This is a genomic window from Virgibacillus byunsanensis (assembly GCF_042675965.1).
Classification (GTDB): domain Bacteria; phylum Bacillota; class Bacilli; order Bacillales; family Amphibacillaceae; genus Virgibacillus_R; species Virgibacillus_R byunsanensis.
In genome coordinates this window covers 114,490-133,199 of the sequence record NZ_JBHTKJ010000012.1, presented here as the reverse complement: position 1 = coordinate 133,199, position 18,710 = coordinate 114,490, and the positions used below count along the sequence as shown (strand labels likewise).

The following is an 18,710-nucleotide window of genomic DNA, read 5'->3' as shown; positions in this document are numbered from 1 at the left end:
AGGTGAAGATAACATGAATTTTGGTAGCATTCTAACTGCAATGGTAACGCCATTTGATGCAGCAGGGAACATTGATTTTGAACAAACTACAAATTTAATTGAATATTTACTTGAAAATGGTACAGAGGGATTAGTTGTTGCAGGAACAACTGGAGAATCTCCTACATTGACAAAAGAAGAAAAAATAAGTCTGTTTAAACATGTAGTAAAAGTGGTTAATAGACGTATTCCGGTAATTGCTGGTACAGGTAGTAATAATACTGCCACGTCTATTTCGTTAACAAAAGAAGCAGAAGCGTGTGGTATTGATGCTGTAATGCTGGTTGTTCCGTACTATAATAAGCCTAACCAGCGTGGACTTTTCGAACATTTTGCAACTATTGCTAAAGAAACGAAACTTCCAATTATGTTATATAATGTACCAGGGCGCTCTGCCATAAAAATGAGTGGAGAAACAATCATTAGCTTGAGTGAAATTGAAAACATTGTTTCTGTTAAAGAAGCCAGTGGAGATCTAGGTCAGGCTGCAGATATTATAGAACGTACTAGTAGTGACTTCACAGTATATTGTGGAGACGATGAAACAACATTGCCGATGTTAGCTATAGGAGCAGATGGTGTTGTATCCGTCACATCACATATTATTGGAAATGAGATGCAAACCATGGTGCAGTCATACTTTTCTGGAAGAGTGAAAGAAGCGGCTTCTCATCATCGTAAACTTTTACCTATCATGAATGGTATATTTACATCACCTTCACCAGTTCCAGTAAAAACAGCATTACGTATGAAAGGTATAGATGTTGGAGGTGTACGTTTACCTCTAGTTCCACTAACCGAACAAGAGGAAAAGGTATTACAGCAACTGATTGAGTTATAAAAAGGTTATCGGCTTAGCGGCCGGTAATTTTTTTGGTTAGATTTTCGCATGTAAAAAAATAATTCGATCATACTACTATGTAAGGACGAACATAGAAAAGGAGTGTTCTTACATGAATGAAGATACATCAAATAAAGGTACACCAAAAAAAGAAGATCAGAACCAGGATCAGCAAAACAACGCATCATCCCTTGTTAATAAGATACAGCAGTTAGGTCAATCTAATGTACCACAGGCTCCCGATTCGAATATACATGTACTTTCGATTATCGGTCAGGTTGAAGGTCATGTACAGTTACCACCACAGAACAAGACAACGAAATACGAACATCTATTACCACAATTAATCGCTATTGAACAAAATCCTAAAATTGAAGGGTTAATTATTTTATTGAATACAGTTGGCGGTGACGTAGAGGCAGGCCTTGCTTTATCAGAAATGATTGCTTCTATTTCCAAACCAACTGTATCTATTGTACTTGGAGGGGGGCATTCAATTGGTGTTCCGATTGCCGTTGCAACAGATCACTCTTTTATAGTACCAACTGCAACGATGACGATCCATCCTGTTAGACTAACAGGACTCGTCATTGGGGTTCCACAGACGTTTGAATATCTAGATAAAATGCAAGAAAGGGTTATAAATTTTGTCGTAAACCACTCCAATATAGCGGAGGAGAAATTCAAAGAGCTTATGTTTGCCAAAGGTAATTTAACGAGGGATATTGGAACCAATGTAATTGGACATGACGCTGTTGAATACGGATTAATTGACGGTGTTGGTGGAGTAAATGAAGCAATGAAAAAAGTAAATGAAATGATCCAGAATATGAAGGTTGAAGAAGAGAAGGTGATTCAATGATTTTGTATACACCATTAGCTGAATCAGATATCTTTCCCACTAATCAAGATACTTTTTCCAATCGACATTTTATATCTGTTCAAGGAAAGTCAATGTACGTAGAGCAAGTCGAGGATGGATCCTATCAGTTGCTACAACTTCTTTCTACAGATCCAAAAGATTTTTTAGATGAAAACTTTCTTCCTGGAACAAAAATCACCTAATCTTTAATGACACAAAGTCAATATATGATATAATGCAATTAACTATACAATAGTAGAAACCCTTGTCTATGAATGACAGGGGTTTGCTATTCATGTAATGGCTTACTGTGATAGAGGTGAATAAAATGGCGAAAAAGCGCCGGAAAAAGAAAAAGCAGTTAAAAAAACAAGTGAAATTTGAATTGTTGGGATTACTCTTTATTTTTCTAGCTATATTTGGTAGTGGTGCTAGTGCAATAAGTGATGGCGCAATCCCAGGTGGATTAGAATATATTTTCAGGTTTTTTCTAGGAATTTGGTATTTTGTGGCTTCCTTATTTCTACTAATTACAGGTATCATTTTACTTGTTAAACGACGGTACCCGGATTTCACACATAAAAAAGTTATTGGTTTTTGTATCATACTTGTTGGAGCTTTATTATTAACACATATTCAATCTTTTGAGCGATTACTAATCACATTAGAGGACACATCTATTATAAAAGCAACTTGGAATAACTTTTTTGCCTATATGGATGGACAAGGAAGTTCAGCGCAGACTGGTGGCGGCATGATAGGAGCAATACTTTTTGCATTTTGTTATTATTTATTTTCCTCTGTAGGTGCGAAAATTGTCGCCGTTTTTTCTATTCTAATAGGAATTATATTTTTAACGGAATTTTCATTAGGTGATTTTTTCTCTAAAACAATGAACAAAGTGATGACTACTGTAAAATCATGGGGAGAAAAAATGAAACAGGCTAGACAAAGTCGCAGAGATGCTAGAGATGAAGAGGAATTTGAAGACGCTGCACCTGTTGAACAATCGATGGATGAAGAACCTGTTATTCAGGATTTCACAGATGTTGCTTACTCGTTTGATACGACGTATAAAGACGAAGTAGATACGAGTAAACCTATGGAACTAGAAGATACTACTGCTGAACAAGAAGAGGCAACTGAAGAAGAGTTGCCAAGTACATTACCCATGACTGAGTCAGAGAATTATGAGTATGAGCTCCCATCACCAAATTTATTAACGGAGCCAGCACATAATTCCCAACAGCAAGAAAAATCCCATATACAAGCCACTGTAAGAAAACTAGAACGAACATTTAATAGTTTCGGGGTAAAAGCTAGAGTTACAAAAGTTCATGTTGGACCTGCAGTGACGAAATATGAGGTTTACCCTGAAGCAGGTGTGAAAGTGAGTAAGATTGTTGGGCTGCATGATGATTTAGCACTTGCTTTGGCTGCCAAGGATATTCGTATTGAAGCACCAATTCCTGGTAAATCGGCGGTTGGGATTGAGGTTCCTAATCAAGAAATAGCAATGGTATCGTTGCGTGAGGTATTAGATACGACTGTAGCTAGCAAAACATCAAAACTATTATTTGCATTAGGTCGTGATATATCAGGGGATGCGGTTGTTTCTGAATTAAATAAAATGCCCCATTTATTAATTGCAGGTGCAACAGGAAGCGGAAAAAGTGTATGTGTGAATGGTATCATTACGACTATTCTAATGCGTGCTAAACCACATGAAGTTAAAATGATGATGATTGACCCTAAAAAAGTAGAGTTAAATGTATATAACGGCATACCACATTTATTAGCACCTGTTGTCACAGATCCTAAAAAAGCTTCTAGAGCATTGAAGAAAGTTGTTTCTGAAATGGAAAGAAGATATGATCTTTTCTCAGACACAGGCACCAGAAATATTGAAGGATATAATGAATACATTCGAAAATATAATCAAACATCTGATGAAGAAAACCAACCTAATTTACCTTATATTGTCGTATTGGTTGATGAGTTAGCAGATCTGATGATGGTTGCATCCAGTGATGTAGAGGACGCAATTACCAGATTAGCACAAATGGCCAGAGCTGCTGGAATTCATTTGATTATTGCTACGCAACGACCATCTGTTGATGTTATAACAGGTGTGATTAAAGCTAACATTCCGTCACGAATTGCATTTAGCGTTTCATCTCAAACTGATTCACGAACGATTCTAGATTCTGGTGGCGCTGAAAAGCTTCTTGGGCGGGGTGACATGCTATTTATGCCTGTTGGGTCATCAAAACCAACTAGAGTACAGGGTGCTTTCTTATCTGATGAAGAGGTAGAGCGAATTGTAGATCACTGTATCGAACAACAAAAAGCGGCTTATCAGGAAGAAATGATACCTGAGGAGACGAGTGAAGTAAAATCTGAGGTTGATGATGAATTATACGATGATGCAGTCCAACTGATTACAGAAATGAATAGTGCCAGTGTATCCATGCTTCAACGTAGATTCCGTATCGGATACACGCGTGCAGCTAGATTAATTGATGCAATGGAAGACAGAGGAATCGTTGGACCATATGAAGGAAGTAAACCTCGTACCGTTTTAATTTCTCAAGTAACAGAGGAAAAATCTTCATAGAATGGATTAATTAACATTAATGACGGACAATAATAATCTTTGGAGTGTATTTTTACAGTATTCTCCAAGGATATTTAATGTCCGTTTAACTATGTTGAATCAGTTTGACTTTTAAGAAATTTGTACTAGATCTATTTATTTATGTATTAAAAAGTGTTATATTTATTTTTGGATAGTAGAGTCATACGTCAGAGGTCAGATCTCTCAAATTTTTTATTAAAATATAAAATCGCTTTCATCCTAAATATTCGGAAAAGTTTTAAACCTAAAACTTTGCATTGTTAAGTTTTTAAGGTTGATAGGAGGCCAACATGTTATGTCTATAAAATTAGATTCACGTCATTTATATTTACAAGTTATCGAGGTTATTAAAAGAGATATTGAAAGCGGTACCTATAAAGAAAAGGAAAAACTTCCTTCTGAATTTCAACTATCAAAAAATTTAGGAATATCTCGAGCTACACTTAGAGAAGCTCTACGAATTCTTGAAGAAGAAAATGTAGTTACAAGAAGACATGGAGTAGGTACTTTTGTTAATCCCAAACCAATTTTTTCATCAGGTATTGAGCAATTAAACAGTGTTACTTATACGATAGAACAATCTGGAAAAGAACCAGGTTCACAATATCTATCCACTGAAATTCAGGAAGCTACTGAGGATGATTTCAGACGATTTTCACCGAAAAATGTACATTCAGTTGCTAAAATAGAGCGCTTACGTACAGCAGACAATGAACCAGTTGTATTTTGTATTGATAAAATTCCTGAAGGGTTAGTTCCAATGGAATTTATGAATAAAGAAGATTCGTTGTTTAAATTATTGGAAAAATATGCTGGTAAACGAATAGCCTATGCAGTAACATATATTGAACCAATTGGGTTTCATGACCGTATATTCGAGGTTTTGAAATGTGATCCCGAACAGTCATTATTATTGTTAAAACAAATGCATTATACAGATGAGGATGAGCCAGTCTTATACTCAGCTAACTATTTCCGTTCAGATGTGTTTAGTTTTCATGTTTTAAGAAAACGCACATAAAGGGTTTGGAGTTTTGCATTATAGTCAATCTAAAATTTTAGGAGGTGATTGTGGACAAACGTGTTGAATTGTTGTAAGTCGTGAGTTAGTCAAAATTTAACAATTAAAAATTGGGGGTATTTAGATTGAAAAACCGTAAATTAATGTTCTTATTTGCTTTATTTGTAAGTATTGGAATGATTCTCGCAGCTTGTGGCGGTGGATCAGATGTTGATAATGGTAGTGAAGGTGATGCACCTGATTACACTGCTGCTATTGTAACAGACGAAGGCGGTGTAGATGATAAATCATTTAACCAATCTGCATGGGAAGGTTTACAAGCTTGGGGAGAAGAGCACGATCTATCTAAGGGTGAAGGATTTGACTATGCTCAATCAAATGATGCATCAGACTATTTACCAAACTTAACAAGTCTTGTTCGCGATGATTACAACTTAGTTTTTGGAATTGGTTTCTTGCTTGAAGATGCAGTAAGTGATGTTGCAGGGCAATATCCAGATACAAATTTTGCAATTGTCGACACTGTAGTTGATGCACCAAATGTTGCTAGCATAACATTTGCTGAGCATGAAGGATCTTTCCTAGTAGGTGTAGCAGCAGCAATGAAAACAGAGTCAGATCAATTAGGATTTGTTGGTGGGGTTGATTCTGATTTAATTAATAAATTTGAAGCTGGCTTTGTAGCTGGTGCAAAATCTGTAAACCCTGATATCGAAGTGGATATTCAGTACGTTGGTGATTTTAGTTCTGCAGACAGTGGAAAATTAATCGCAACTCGTATGTATAATGATGGCGCAGATGTTATTTATCATGCTGCAGGTGCTGCAGGTAATGGTGTGTTTGCTCAAGCAAAAGACATTAAACAAAATGATCCTGACCGTCAAGTATGGGTTATCGGTGTTGACCGTGATCAATATGAAGAAGGAGAAATTGGAGATCACAATGTTACGTTGACTTCAATGGTTAAACGTGTGGATACTTCTGTACAGGAAGTAAGTAACCTAGGAGTAAATGGTGAGTTCCCGGGTGGCGAAATTGTTGAATTTGGATTAGCTGATGAAGGTGTTAGTGCTGCAAAAACAAACGAAGAAGCACTTACTGACGATATTGTAACTGAAATTGATAATTGGAAAGAACAAATTATTAATGGTGACGTTGAAGTTCCACAAACACGTGATGAATTAGAATCTTTTGAATCATCATTATAGTATTTATTAAAGGGAAAGGGCTGGAACAACCAGCCTTTTCTCCCTTATAAAACTGGGTAATAAAGATCATCAAATAAAGAGAAGTTCCAGCCCTCTTTATTTGGCTATTTTTATAATGGTTCCCATAAATAGGCCTATTAAATTAAAGGAGTGAACATGAGTGGATTACGTTATAGAAATGCTAAATATACGTAAGGAATTTCCTGGTATCGTTGCAAATGATAATATAACTGTTCAATTGAAAAAAGGAGAAATTCATGCATTGTTAGGTGAGAATGGTGCTGGAAAATCTACTTTGATGAACGTTCTTTTTGGTTTATACCAACCTGAAAAAGGAGAAATTCGGGTTAATGGTCAGAAGGTAAATATTACCGACCCTAATGCTGCAAACGATTTAGGAATTGGTATGGTTCACCAGCATTTCATGTTAGTAGAACCTTTTACTGTTACACAAAATATTATTCTAGGTAATGAACCCACTAAATTTGGTGGGGTTAATATAAAAAAAGCAGAAAAAGAAATACAGGAGTTATCTGATAGATATGGACTTAGGGTCGATGCAACTGCAAAAATTAGTGATATATCTGTAGGTATGCAGCAGCGGGTAGAAATTCTTAAAACACTTTATCGAGGTGCGGATGTACTAATATTGGATGAACCAACTGCTGTACTGACTCCACAAGAAATTTCTGAACTAATGGAAATTATGAACTCATTAATAGCAGAAGGAAAGTCTATCATTTTAATTACACACAAATTGAAAGAAATAATGCAAGCATGTGACAGGGTTACCGTTATCCGTAAAGGAAAAGGAATTGGTACTTTAAATATTCCAGATACAACAGTGACAGAACTTGCATCGTTGATGGTTGGACGTGAAGTAAGTTTTGAAACGAAAAAAGCACCAGCCGAACCGAAAGAAACAGTGCTTAATATTGAAAATCTATTTGTAAGAGATACTAGAAAAGTAGATACGGTTAAAGGATTAAATCTTGACGTGCGAGCAGGAGAAATTGTTGGTTTAGCAGGTATTGATGGAAATGGTCAAACTGAATTAATTGAAGCAATTACTGGGTTAACAAAGTCACACTCCGGGTCTATAAAGTTAAAAGATAAAAATATAACCAATTTATCGCCACGCAAAGTTACGGAAAGTGGTTTAGCGCATATACCACAAGACCGGCATAAATATGGACTTGTACTTGATTTTCCTATTGGTGAAAATATTGTTTTACAAACCTATTATCAAAAGCCGTATTCCAAAAATGGTGTTTTAAACTATAAAGAAATTTATGAAAAGGCAAAAGCTCTTATTGAAGAATATGATGTTCGTACACCAGATGTTTACACACCTGCTAGAGCATTATCTGGTGGTAATCAGCAAAAAGCAATAATAAGTCGTGAAATTGACCGTTCACCTGATCTATTAATAGCTGCTCAGCCAACTAGAGGTTTAGATGTTGGAGCAATTGAATTCATTCATAATAAATTAATTGAAGAACGGGACAAGGGAAGAGCAGTATTATTAATGTCTTTTGAATTAGATGAAATTTTAGATGTTAGTGATCGAATTGCTGTCATATTTGATGGGGAAATTGTAGCAAATGTAAAACCTGAAGATACAAATGAACAAGAACTAGGATTATTAATGGCTGGTAGTAACAAAGAAAAGGCAGGTGCAGAGTAGTGACTTCAAATAAAGCGTTTAACATACTAATACCACTCATATCTGTCTTTTTAGGGTTAGTAGCAGGTGCTATCATCATGTTGATTTTTGGTTATAACCCTATCCATGGTTATGCTGCATTATGGGAAGGTGCTTTTGGGGATCTTTATGTTTTTGGAGAAACGGTTAGACAAGTAACACCATATATACTGACAGGTTTAGCTGTTGCATTTGCCTTTCGAGCTGGTTTATTTAATATAGGTGCTGAAGGCCAGGTGATTATTGGTTGGCTTGCAGCAGTATGGATTGGGACATCATTTGAAGCTCCAATGATTATACACTTACCTTTAGCTATTATCGTGGCAGCACTGGCTGGTGCTATATGGGGTTTTATACCTGGTCTATTAAAAGCAAGATTGGGCGTACATGAGGTTATTGTAACGATTATGTTGAATTATGTAGCTTTGTACAGTGCAAATTCTATTGTGAGAAATGTTCTTTCAGACAATGAAGACAAAACAGAAAAAGTTGCAGCCTCGGCATCATTAGCATCTGAATGGTTACAAGGTTTAACTTATTTCTCACGTATGCATTATGGTATCTTAATTGCATTATTTGCAGCAGTAATTATGTGGTTTATTATTGAAAGAACAGCAGTAGGTTTTGAGCTAAGATCCGTTGGCTTTAATAAGCATGCTTCAAAATATTCCGGAATGAATGTACCAAAAAATATTATATTAGCAATGGTTATTTCTGGGATCTTTGCTGGATTGGCTGGATCTATGGAAGGTCTCGGTACTTTCGGTAATTTAAATGTAAAATCTGGATTTACAAATCTAGGATTTGATGGGATTGCTGTAGCATTGCTTGGTGCAAATACAGCATTTGGTGTGGTGCTCGCTGCAATTTTGTTCGGTGCATTAAAGGTAGGCGCATTGAATATGCCAACAGAAGCTGGGGTACCTACTGAATTGGTTGATATTATTATAGCTTTAATTATTTTCTTTGTTGCATCCAGTTATATTATTCGTTGGTTTATACTTCGCTTTAAAAAGGAGGAGAAATAAATGGGATTTGTTGATCTTTTACAATCGATTATTCCACCGGCGCTTTTCTTCTCAGCACCACTTATATTTACAGCATTAGGCGGAGTATTTAGCGAGCGTTCCGGAGTTGTAAATATTGGTCTAGAAGGCTTAATGGTTATGGGAGCATTTGTAGGAATTGTGTTTAACCTTGCATTCGCTGATGTATTAGGTGCATGGACACCATGGGTATCGATAATTGCTGCAATGGTCGTTTCTGCTATATTTTCCATTATACACGCAGTAGCTTCTGTTTCTTTTCGAGCAGATCAAGTAGTTAGTGGTGTAGCTATTAACTTCCTTGCACTAGGTTTAGGTGTCTTTTTAACCAAACAATGGTATGGAAAAGGTCAGACAGATATGGTATCACGACCTTTCTACACAAGCGATATACCTTTCTTATCAGATATTCCTATTATCGGAGATATATTTTTTAAAGGTATTTATGTAACATCCTATGTAGCTATTATTTTAGCTCTTATCGTCTGGATTGTTTTGTATAAGACTTCATTTGGATTACGCTTAAGAGCTGTGGGAGAACATCCGATGGCTGCAGATACAAATGGAATTAACGTTTATAAAATGCGTTATATAGCTGTAATTCTTTCTGGGGCTTTGGGTGGTTTAGGTGGATCAGTCTATGCTTTGACAATCGCTTTGAACTTCTCTCACGCAACTATTGTTGGGCAAGGGTTTATGGCTCTAGCAGCAGTCATATTTGGGAAGTGGCACCCATTAGGTGCATTGGGTGCGGCACTATTCTTTGGTTTTGCTCAAAGTTTAAGTGTTATTGGTGGAGGAGTTCCACTTCTTGCTGATGTACCACAAGTATACCTACTAATTGCGCCATATGTACTTACAATTCTTGCATTAGCTGGGTTTATTGGTCGTGCTGATGCACCAAGAGCAAACGGTGTGCCGTATATTAAAGGAAATAGATAGTTATTTTTAACACAAGCTGAGTTGTTATTCCTATTTGGATAGCAACTCAGTTTTTTTAATATGACTACAAAATGTTGGAATTGTACACACTATTTATGCCATAGTATAAGAAAACTGGTAACTAGGGAGGAAAATAAATGGGTTCTATCAACGAAAAAGTATTTGAAGAAAATAATACTACTCTACACATTATACCCACAAAAAAATATAAAACGATAAATATTGTACTTAAGCTTAAATCACCATTAGTACGAGAAACAATAACAAAACGTGCATTATTGCCTTATGTTCTGCAGCAGGGAACGAAGAATTTTCCAAGCAGAAATGCATTGCAGACCAAGCTTGATGATTTGTATGGAGCGGTTTTGACCATTAATGGGGGAAAAAAGGGAGAAAGTCACATAATAAGTGCTCGGTTGGAAATAGCGAATGAAAAATTTATATCTGAAGAATCATCTATTATGGAAGACGCTATTGGTTTATTGAAAGAAATTATATTTAATCCACTACAAAAAGACAGTGGTTTTGACCCTGCTATATTGGAGAGGGAAAAAGAAACGTTAGCACAGAAAATAGGTTCAATCGTCGATGACAAAATGAGTTATGCGAATATGCGTTTAATCGATGAAATGTGTGAAGGTGAGCCGTATCAGTTACATGTCCATGGGTATAAAGATGATTTATCCGATATTTCTGCTGAAACATTATATGAGTATCATCAGACATTATTAAAAGAAGATCAATTTGATATTTATGTTTCAGGAGATTTTGAGGATGATTCCATTATAAAAGATACGATAGCAGAAAATATTCGTAGAACAGAATATGCACCAGTTGAACAACAAAATGAGGGAACTAATAAAAGTCCTGACCCAAAAGTTGTCACAGAAAAACAGGATATTCAACAAGCTAAATTGCATATAGGCTATCGTACTCATACAACGTACAGTGATGCTGACTATGCTGCTTTACAAGTATTTAATGGTTTGTTGGGAGGTTTTCCTAGTTCAAAACTGTTTATTAATGTTCGGGAAAAAAACAGTCTTGCTTATTATGCATCTTCAAGAGTTGAAAGCCACAAAGGACTCCTTCTAGTGTTTAGCGGAATTGCACCTAAGGATTATGAAAAAGCAAAGGAGATAATTGGACTTCAAGTAGAAGCAATGAAACAAGGGGATTTCACTGAATCAGAAATGGATGAAACAAAAGGGTTGATCGTAAATCAATTGTTGGAAACCATGGACCATCCTCAGGGATTAATCGAATTATTGTATCAACAGGCACTAGCAGATACAAAAATGCAACCTGAGGAATTAATAGAAAATATCAAGCAAGTTAAGAAGGAAGACGTTGTTACAGTTGCGAAAAAGATTGAGGAAGATACTGTTTATTTGTTAACGAACACGGGAGGGAACACAGATGGATAAAGTACCCTATCAAAATATAGAAGAAACGATATACAAAAGTAAGCTTCAAAACGGGTTGACAGTTTTTTTGTTACCCAAACAAGAAATGGCAAAAACGTATGGTATTTTTTCAACTAATTATGGTTCGATTGATCAAACCTTTGTACCGATTGGAAAAGAAGAACAAGTTACTGTTCCTGAAGGTGTGGCTCACTTTCTAGAGCATAAATTATTTGAAAAAGAAGATCGTGATGTCTTTGCTGATTTTGGAAAACAGGGAGCTTCTCCAAATGCATATACATCATCTACAAAAACTGCCTATTTGTTTTCAGCAACTACTAATATTGAGAAAAATGTGGAGACATTACTTGATTTTGTTCAAGATCCTTATTTTTCGGAAAAATCCGTTGAGAAAGAAAAAGGGATTATAGCCCAAGAAATCCAAATGTATAATGATCAATCAGACTGGCAATCTTTCATGGGAACTATAAAATCACTTTTTAAGAACCATCCTGTTAACATCGATATTGCTGGAACAGTGGATTCCATTAACTCTATTACAAAGGATGATTTATATACGTGTTATAACACGTTTTATCACCCAGAGAATATGACATTATTTATCGCAGGAAATTTTGACAGTGAATCCATGATGAATTTAATTGAAAACAATCAATCATTGAAAGATTTTAAACAAATGAATGATATCCAACGTGATTTTCCAGAGGAACCAAAAGAAGTAGCAATGAAGGAAAATAAAATTACCATGCCAGTATCGATTGCAAAATGTACAATTGGGATTAAAGAATCGATTAAACCATTGGAGAAAGAAGCCTTTTTGAAGCAAGATTTGTTTCAAAGTATGGCCTTGGACTTCTTTTTTAGTAAAAGTGGATCCTTTTATCAAGCGTTATATGATGCAAAACTGATCGACGACAGTTTTTATTTTGAAACGAATTTAGAACATAACTTTGGATACTCCATGATTGGAGGTAATACTTCACAACCTGATCAATTCGCAACTAAGGTAAAGGAAATGTTATTATCTACTAGAAATATATCACTATCAAAAGAAGAATTTGAACGGTCTAAAAAGAAAAAAATTGGTCAATTGTTAAGAGCTATGAATTCTTTAGAGTTTATAGCAAATAAATATGTACATTATCAGACAGTGGGTGTGGATTTTTTCGATTTAATTCCATCGATTCAATCACTCACATTAGAAGATGCAAATTCATTCATACAGAATTGGATCGAGGAAGAACGCATATCTGTTTGTAAAATTGTTTCAGAATAAGGAGATATTATGGGGAAGAATGTATTAATTATTGGAGCAAGTGGGGATATTGGAGTAGCTATTGCTGAACGTCTTGCAGAAGATGGCTATCAATTATTATTGCACTACCATGAAAATAGAGAAGTGATTGATACGTTCAAAGCAAATGTTGCGTGTGAGTGTATAATCACGGAAATACAAGCTGATTTAAGTAAGGAACCTGAAGTAAAGAAACTTATTTCACAGCTTGTTTTTCCTGTTGATTCCGTTATTTTTGCCAGCGGAAAAGCACAATTTGGCTTATTTCAGGATACTTCTGAAAAAATAATGGATGATATGCTGGCTATGCATGTGAAGGCGCCATGGTTGATCTCCAAACACGTATTACCTCAAATGATCCAAAATAGGTTTGGTAACATCATATTTATTACTTCCATTTGGGGCAAAGTTGGTGCGAGTTACGAAGTAGTTTATTCATCTGTTAAAGGTGCACAAAATAGTTTTATAAAAGCGCTAGCAAAAGAGGTAGCTACATGTGGAATCTCTGTAAACGCGGTTAGTCCAGGCTTTATTGATACTAAAATGAATAATCATTTATCACAGGATGAACGGGAAGCAATCATGGACGAAGTGCCGATGAATCGTGCAGGAATGCCTGTTGAGGTCGCACATACGGTATCATTTTTAATGGATAAGAAGTCAGCATACATTCAAGGTGAAATTATCAATGTTACAGGTGGATGGTAGGTCTAACTAATATTACAAAACTTGGCATTCGCCGTGCCTTTATGGCGAATGACCTGTTGCACTTATGCAGATAAGGAAGTTTTATGCTTTCTTACCTGCTAAAGTAAAACTTATCATGTATAAAGCCTCTTTAAAATTCAAATACTATAGTTGAAAAATATCGAAGGAGGCAGATTTTAATGTCAGTATTGGATAATTTCGACTCTTGGAAGGATTTCCTAGCAAATAGACTCAATCAAGCGCAATCACAAGGTATGGACCAACAAACGATATCTAATGTTGCTTATGAAGTGGGAGATTATCTATCCAAAAGTGTTAATGCAAAGAATAATGAGGAAGCAGTTTTACGAGAGCTTTGGAATGCAGCATCTGAAGACGAACAACATGCAATCGCAAATAGTATGGTTAAGCTAGTACAGAATCAAGGGAATACAAACTAAATAGTTCATATAAAATAAGGAAGCTTTGTAAGCTTCTTTATTTTTTTCTAATCAGCAATAATTTAGGAAACAATAGAAATTCGGGTTTTTATGGAAAGAATATATAAATAAATGTACAATCTCCTTTTCACTAGACTAAAAATCATTTATGATATAGATATAGTACATTATATACTCGATTGGCTACCATGGATAAACCATGTGAATAAAGGGGCTTATTATGGAAAAGACAGAATGGTACCTTGAATATGAGATTCAATATAACCGTCCAGGTTTGCTAGGCGATATATCCTCATTAATGGGTATGTTGTCCATTAACATTATCACAATAAACGGTGTTGAAAATTCGAGACGCGGCATGTTGCTTTTATCTAAAGAAGATGAACAAATTACAAGGTTAAAATCAATTCTTCAAACGATGGATACGATCGTAATTAAAAAATTACGTAAACCTAAACTTCGCGATAAATTAGCTGTCAGACATGGCAGGTATATTCATAGGGATGGAGACGATCGAAAGACAATTCGTTTTGTTCGTGATGATTTGGGACTTTTAGTAGACTTTATGGCAGAGCTATATAAGAAAGAAGGTCATAAGTTGATTGGTATTCGTGGAATGCCAAGAGTTGGAAAAACTGAATCTGTAGTTGCAGCAAGTGTATGTGCAAATAAACGATGGTTATTCGTGTCTAGTACATTGCTGAAGCAAACGGTTCGCAATCAGTTGATTGAAGGAGAATATAGTAAGGATAATATATACATCATTGATGGAGTTGTATCAAAAAGACGTTCTAATGAAAAACATTGGCAGCTAATTCGAGAAATCATGCAACTTCCTGCTATTAAAGTGGTTGAGCATCCGGACATATTCATTCAGGCAACAGAATATGAACTGGAAGATTTTGATTATATAATTGAACTGCGCAGTAACGAAAATGAAGAAATTACATATGAACCTATTGAACAACAGCAATTTAATCAAGAAGATGGCTTTTCTACTTTTGATTTTTAAAATGGATGGTGTTATGGATGGAAATAGGCTTAAAACTAAAAGAAGCTAGAGAAGCAAAGGATCTATCTCTGGATAGTGTACAGGAAATAACTAAAATACAAAAAAGATATTTACAAGCAATTGAAGAAGGTAACTTCAATATTTTACCAGGGAAGTTCTATGCTCGAGCGTTTATAAAAGAATACGCTAATGCCGTTGGGTTGAATGCAGACGAATTACTTGAGGAATATAAAGAAGAAATTCCGGATACTCAAGAAGACGATCCACCTCAATATACCCGGCTGAAACGGTCTAGAAAAGAAGATAACTCAGCGAAATCGACAGCAATTTTCTCATTAATTCCTACGATAATTGTCGTGTTACTTGTTATTGGTATTGTGTTTGCTGCATGGTATTTTACTCAAGATACGTTAGGTGATGATGGTAGTACAGAACCAGTAGATGATAACGATGATAATGAAATCATTTATAATCCCGATGAAGAAAATAATGAGGAAGATGCGGAAGATGACACAGGAGACAACAATGAAGATGAGGAAAATACGGATAACAATGATGAAAGTACCGATGATGATGGAGCGGAAGAAGATGAAGTAGAGCCAGAACTTACATTGTTGGAAGAAGGTACTGGGCCTAATCAAAATCCAACATATGAATTGAATAACCCTGATGATGAGTTAGTTTTTACTTTTGAAGCTGGTAATGATGTATGGCTTGATGTGGAAAATGGTGATGGGGAATCATTTTACGGTGCCATTTTAACTTCAGAAGAGTCACCGATGGAATTGGACTTGACTGGTCAAGAAAGAGTTTATTTCAATGTTGGTAGTACACCTAATTTACAGATAACGGTGAATGGTATTGAACTTGAATATCCAGTCGATCCTAACGAGAGTGATGTTCAAAGATTTTGGATAAATATTAATCAAACTTCAGAATAGTGGATGTAAACCCTTCCTTAATTTGATCTGGAAGGGTTTTATATCTTAAGTAGCAATTCGAAATAGGAGGCAATTTAAAAATGAATGTACCAAATAAAATTACGTTATCGCGGATATTCTTACTTCCAATTTTTATTATTTTATTATCTGTATCCTTTGAATGGGGAGAATTTAACATCGGAGAAACAGTACTTCCTATTTCTCATTTTGTTGCGGCACTGCTATTTATTATCGCTGCAGCTACTGATTGGGTTGATGGTTACTATGCGCGGAAATATAATCTAGTTACCAATTTGGGCAAATTTTTAGATCCCTTAGCTGATAAATTGCTTGTTTCTGCAGCACTTATATTATTAGTAGAAATAGGTCTAGCACCAGCTTGGGTTGCTATCATTATTATTAGTAGAGAGTTCGCGATAACTGGACTTCGTTTGGTTGCAGCTGGTGAGGGAATTGTTTTAGCTGCTGGTAATATGGGGAAATTAAAAACGGTTACACAAATGGTAGCTATAGCAGCATTACTACTTCATAATTATCCATTTGCATATATTGGGTTCCCGTTTGGTACTATTATGTTATATATTGCTTTATTCTTTACAGTACTTTCAGGTTATGACTATTTTGTGAAAAACTGGCATGTAATGAGGGGTTCGAAGTAATGAAACAATTTAAAACAGAAATTATAGCTGTTGGTACAGAACTGCTATTAGGACAAATAGCCAATACGAATGCACAATGGATCTCAAAAGAGCTAGCGCTATACGGTATCAATGTTTTTTATCATGGTGTAGTAGGCGATAATCTAAAACGTGTGGAAGATACGTTTGTACAAGCTCAAGAACGTTCAGACGTTATAATTGTTACTGGTGGGCTTGGGCCAACGGACGATGATTTAACACGTGAAGCTTTTCAGCGATTATCAAATTTGGAAATAATAGAGCATAACCTTTCTATGGAAAAAATAGAAGCATACTTTCAAAAACAACAAACTAAAATGACACCGAATAATCGGAAACAAGCAAGAATTTTCAAGGACTCGGATGTAATAGAAAATGAAGTTGGTATGGCGCCTGGTATGATTTTATCTTATCAAGATAAAACGTGGGTGTTCTTACCTGGTGTTCCTAAAGAGATGAAACATATGCTATCACAAAAGGTGCTCCCATACTTGAAAACACTTTCTGGGGAAGATACAATTATAAAATCTACCATGCTAAAATTTATCGGTATTGGAGAGGCACATCTAGAGGATGAGCTAAGCGATATTATACACCAGCAATCAAACCCAACTATTGCGCCCTTAGCCCAAAATGAGGGTGTTGCTATTCGACTAACTGCAAAGGCATCTAGTCCCAAAGAGGCAGAGGAATTAATTGATCAAGCAAAAATAGAGATTCTAAAGAGAGTTGGATCTTTTTGTTATGGTGTGGACGATCAAAAATTGGAAGAAAAAGTGTTTCAACTGCTGAAACAACAAGAATTACACCTAGCTGCTGCTGAAAGTTTTACAGGTGGTATGTTCACGGAAAAATTAATCTCTATACCAGGAGCTTCTGAGGTGTGTAGAGGTGGAATCGTTTGCTATGATAAAAAGGTGAAAACAGATGTATTGAACATCTCAACTGAAACGATCTTTGAATATGGTACGGTAAGTAAGGAATGCGCTAAAGAAATGGCCATTAATAGTTGCCATGTAATGGATGCTGATTTAGGTATCAGTTTTACGGGTGTAGCCGGACCAAAAGAAGAAGAAGGTAAACCAGTTGGAACTGTATTTATAGCAATTCATCGTAAAAATAAGGATACTGTAGTAGAAAATTATTCATTTTTCGGTGATCGTCAAACGATCAGACGAAGAGCTATTTTAAAAGGTTATGAACTTTTATATAACTATTTAAAATAATGGCCCAATTCGTAAGTTTTGTTGCTTTTCATCCCTCGCAGTTGATATAAACTGCGACGTAACTTTTTTGTGGATTTGCTTTCTCGGTATCGAGTGCTGTATCACCGCTACGGCAGAACACTTCGCTTTCCGTGGGCACGGCCTCAGCCCTCCTCAGAAGCAAAAAACGCTTCTTCCGGGGTCTTCGGACACGTGCTGTTCCCACAGGAGTCTCCGTGTTCTGCCTTCGCTGGTAGTGATGTTCTAATTAATTTTAGGAAAAATCATTCAAAATTAAAGTTTCGTATCTTAAAACTTGCTTTTCCCAAAGGACAAGGAAAGCTTTGGTAGCGTTACATCGCACAAAGAAAATTGGTTTGTATTTTCAAAGAGTCGACCGCCATCGGCTCCAATCAACCATCATAAAAGTGGTAGTTTATGCTATAAAAACGAAATGATCAGTTGTTGTATTATTGTGGACGCTATTCCAGCGGCGGAAATACACGAAGACTTCTGCGGGAGGATAGGCATAGGTGAGATTCTGAAATGCGTCAGCATGAAGAAACTCACCAGCCGCCCGCGAAAAGCGAAGTGTATTTCCAGAGCGAGTAAAAGCACCACCCATCATCTCAAGTTACGTCGCATTATATATCTACTGTGACAAAAACAGTAATCTTGTAGAAAACAGTCAAAATAATAAAGTC

At 35.9% G+C, this 18,710-nt stretch carries 17 protein-coding genes and 1 pseudogene; all 18 read left to right on the top strand.

The genetic code is table 11. The annotated features are described in order from the left end of the window. Window positions 1–13: 13 nt before the first annotated feature. The 18 genes and pseudogenes from dapA to ACFQ3N_RS05760 all read left to right on the top strand — a co-directional run bounded on the left by dapA (window position 14) and on the right by ACFQ3N_RS05760 (window position 18,027). On the top strand, window positions 14–880 hold the full coding sequence (gene dapA / locus ACFQ3N_RS05845) for a 4-hydroxy-tetrahydrodipicolinate synthase (protein ID WP_390360437.1): 867 nt from the start codon (window positions 14–16) through the stop codon (window positions 878–880). A gap of 112 nt (window positions 881–992) precedes the next feature. Further along, window positions 993–1,742: a ClpP family protease gene (locus ACFQ3N_RS05840; RefSeq protein ID WP_390360435.1), complete on the top strand. Its 750-nt coding sequence runs from the start codon at window positions 993–995 to the stop codon at window positions 1,740–1,742. Further along, the gene (locus ACFQ3N_RS05835) at window positions 1,739–1,945 is read left to right on the top strand and encodes a YlzJ-like family protein (protein ID WP_390360433.1); all 207 of its coding nucleotides are present in this window, start codon (window positions 1,739–1,741) and stop codon (window positions 1,943–1,945) included. Before ACFQ3N_RS05840 ends, ACFQ3N_RS05835 begins: the two co-directional genes overlap by 4 nt. A gap of 125 nt (window positions 1,946–2,070) precedes the next feature. After that, on the top strand, window positions 2,071–4,359 hold the full coding sequence (locus ACFQ3N_RS05830; protein WP_390360431.1) for an FtsK/SpoIIIE family DNA translocase: 2,289 nt from the start codon (window positions 2,071–2,073) through the stop codon (window positions 4,357–4,359). A 316-nt stretch (window positions 4,360–4,675) separates the two neighbouring features. Then, window positions 4,676–5,401 carry a GntR family transcriptional regulator gene (locus tag ACFQ3N_RS05825; protein ID WP_390360429.1) on the top strand — a complete coding sequence of 242 codons (726 nt, stop codon included), beginning with the start codon at window positions 4,676–4,678 and terminating at the stop codon, window positions 5,399–5,401. A gap of 125 nt (window positions 5,402–5,526) precedes the next feature. Continuing rightward, window positions 5,527–6,609, top strand: a complete 1,083-nt coding sequence (locus ACFQ3N_RS05820) for a BMP family lipoprotein (RefSeq protein WP_390360427.1) — start codon at window positions 5,527–5,529, stop codon at window positions 6,607–6,609. 160 nt (window positions 6,610–6,769) lie between these two features. Next, window positions 6,770–8,296 (top strand): ABC transporter ATP-binding protein, encoded by a 1,527-nt coding sequence (locus ACFQ3N_RS05815; RefSeq protein WP_390360425.1) that lies wholly within the window; start codon window positions 6,770–6,772, stop codon window positions 8,294–8,296. After that, window positions 8,296–9,342 carry an ABC transporter permease gene (locus tag ACFQ3N_RS05810; protein ID WP_390360423.1) on the top strand — a complete coding sequence of 349 codons (1,047 nt, stop codon included), beginning with the start codon at window positions 8,296–8,298 and terminating at the stop codon, window positions 9,340–9,342. Before ACFQ3N_RS05815 ends, ACFQ3N_RS05810 begins: the two co-directional genes overlap by 1 nt. Beyond that, complete coding sequence (locus ACFQ3N_RS05805) at window positions 9,343–10,302, top strand: ABC transporter permease (RefSeq protein ID WP_390360421.1); 960 nt, start codon at window positions 9,343–9,345, stop codon at window positions 10,300–10,302. It begins immediately after the preceding gene. A 137-nt stretch (window positions 10,303–10,439) separates the two neighbouring features. Continuing rightward, a complete protein-coding gene (gene yfmF / locus ACFQ3N_RS05800) occupies window positions 10,440–11,729 on the top strand; it encodes an EF-P 5-aminopentanol modification-associated protein YfmF (RefSeq protein ID WP_390360419.1) in 1,290 nt (429 codons plus the stop codon). Next, on the top strand, window positions 11,722–13,005 hold the full coding sequence (gene yfmH, locus ACFQ3N_RS05795; protein ID WP_390360417.1) for an EF-P 5-aminopentanol modification-associated protein YfmH: 1,284 nt from the start codon (window positions 11,722–11,724) through the stop codon (window positions 13,003–13,005). Before yfmF ends, yfmH begins: the two co-directional genes overlap by 8 nt. A 9-nt stretch (window positions 13,006–13,014) precedes the next feature. Further along, entirely contained in the window at window positions 13,015–13,731 is a 717-nt protein-coding gene (ymfI, locus tag ACFQ3N_RS05790; RefSeq protein WP_390360415.1) for an elongation factor P 5-aminopentanone reductase, read from the top strand. Between the two features lie 179 nt (window positions 13,732–13,910). Continuing rightward, window positions 13,911–14,171 carry a DUF3243 domain-containing protein gene (locus ACFQ3N_RS05785; RefSeq protein ID WP_390360413.1) on the top strand — a complete coding sequence of 87 codons (261 nt, stop codon included), beginning with the start codon at window positions 13,911–13,913 and terminating at the stop codon, window positions 14,169–14,171. Between the two features lie 220 nt (window positions 14,172–14,391). Further along, a complete protein-coding gene (locus ACFQ3N_RS05780; RefSeq protein WP_390360412.1) occupies window positions 14,392–15,183 on the top strand; it encodes a DUF3388 domain-containing protein in 792 nt (263 codons plus the stop codon). A 5-nt stretch (window positions 15,184–15,188) separates the two neighbouring features. Next, window positions 15,189–15,401, top strand: a pseudogene (locus ACFQ3N_RS05775) (helix-turn-helix domain-containing protein); the annotation flags it as partial. Window positions 15,402–15,794: 393 nt separating this feature from the next. Continuing rightward, entirely contained in the window at window positions 15,795–16,124 is a 330-nt protein-coding gene (locus tag ACFQ3N_RS05770) for a RodZ domain-containing protein (RefSeq protein ID WP_390360725.1), read from the top strand. 80 nt (window positions 16,125–16,204) lie between these two features. Beyond that, the gene (gene pgsA, locus ACFQ3N_RS05765) at window positions 16,205–16,783 is read left to right on the top strand and encodes a CDP-diacylglycerol--glycerol-3-phosphate 3-phosphatidyltransferase (RefSeq protein WP_390360410.1); all 579 of its coding nucleotides are present in this window, start codon (window positions 16,205–16,207) and stop codon (window positions 16,781–16,783) included. Beyond that, the gene (locus ACFQ3N_RS05760) at window positions 16,783–18,027 is read left to right on the top strand and encodes a competence/damage-inducible protein A (protein WP_390360408.1); all 1,245 of its coding nucleotides are present in this window, start codon (window positions 16,783–16,785) and stop codon (window positions 18,025–18,027) included. The genes pgsA and ACFQ3N_RS05760 overlap by 1 nt, the downstream gene beginning before the upstream one ends. Window positions 18,028–18,710 lie beyond the last annotated feature (683 nt).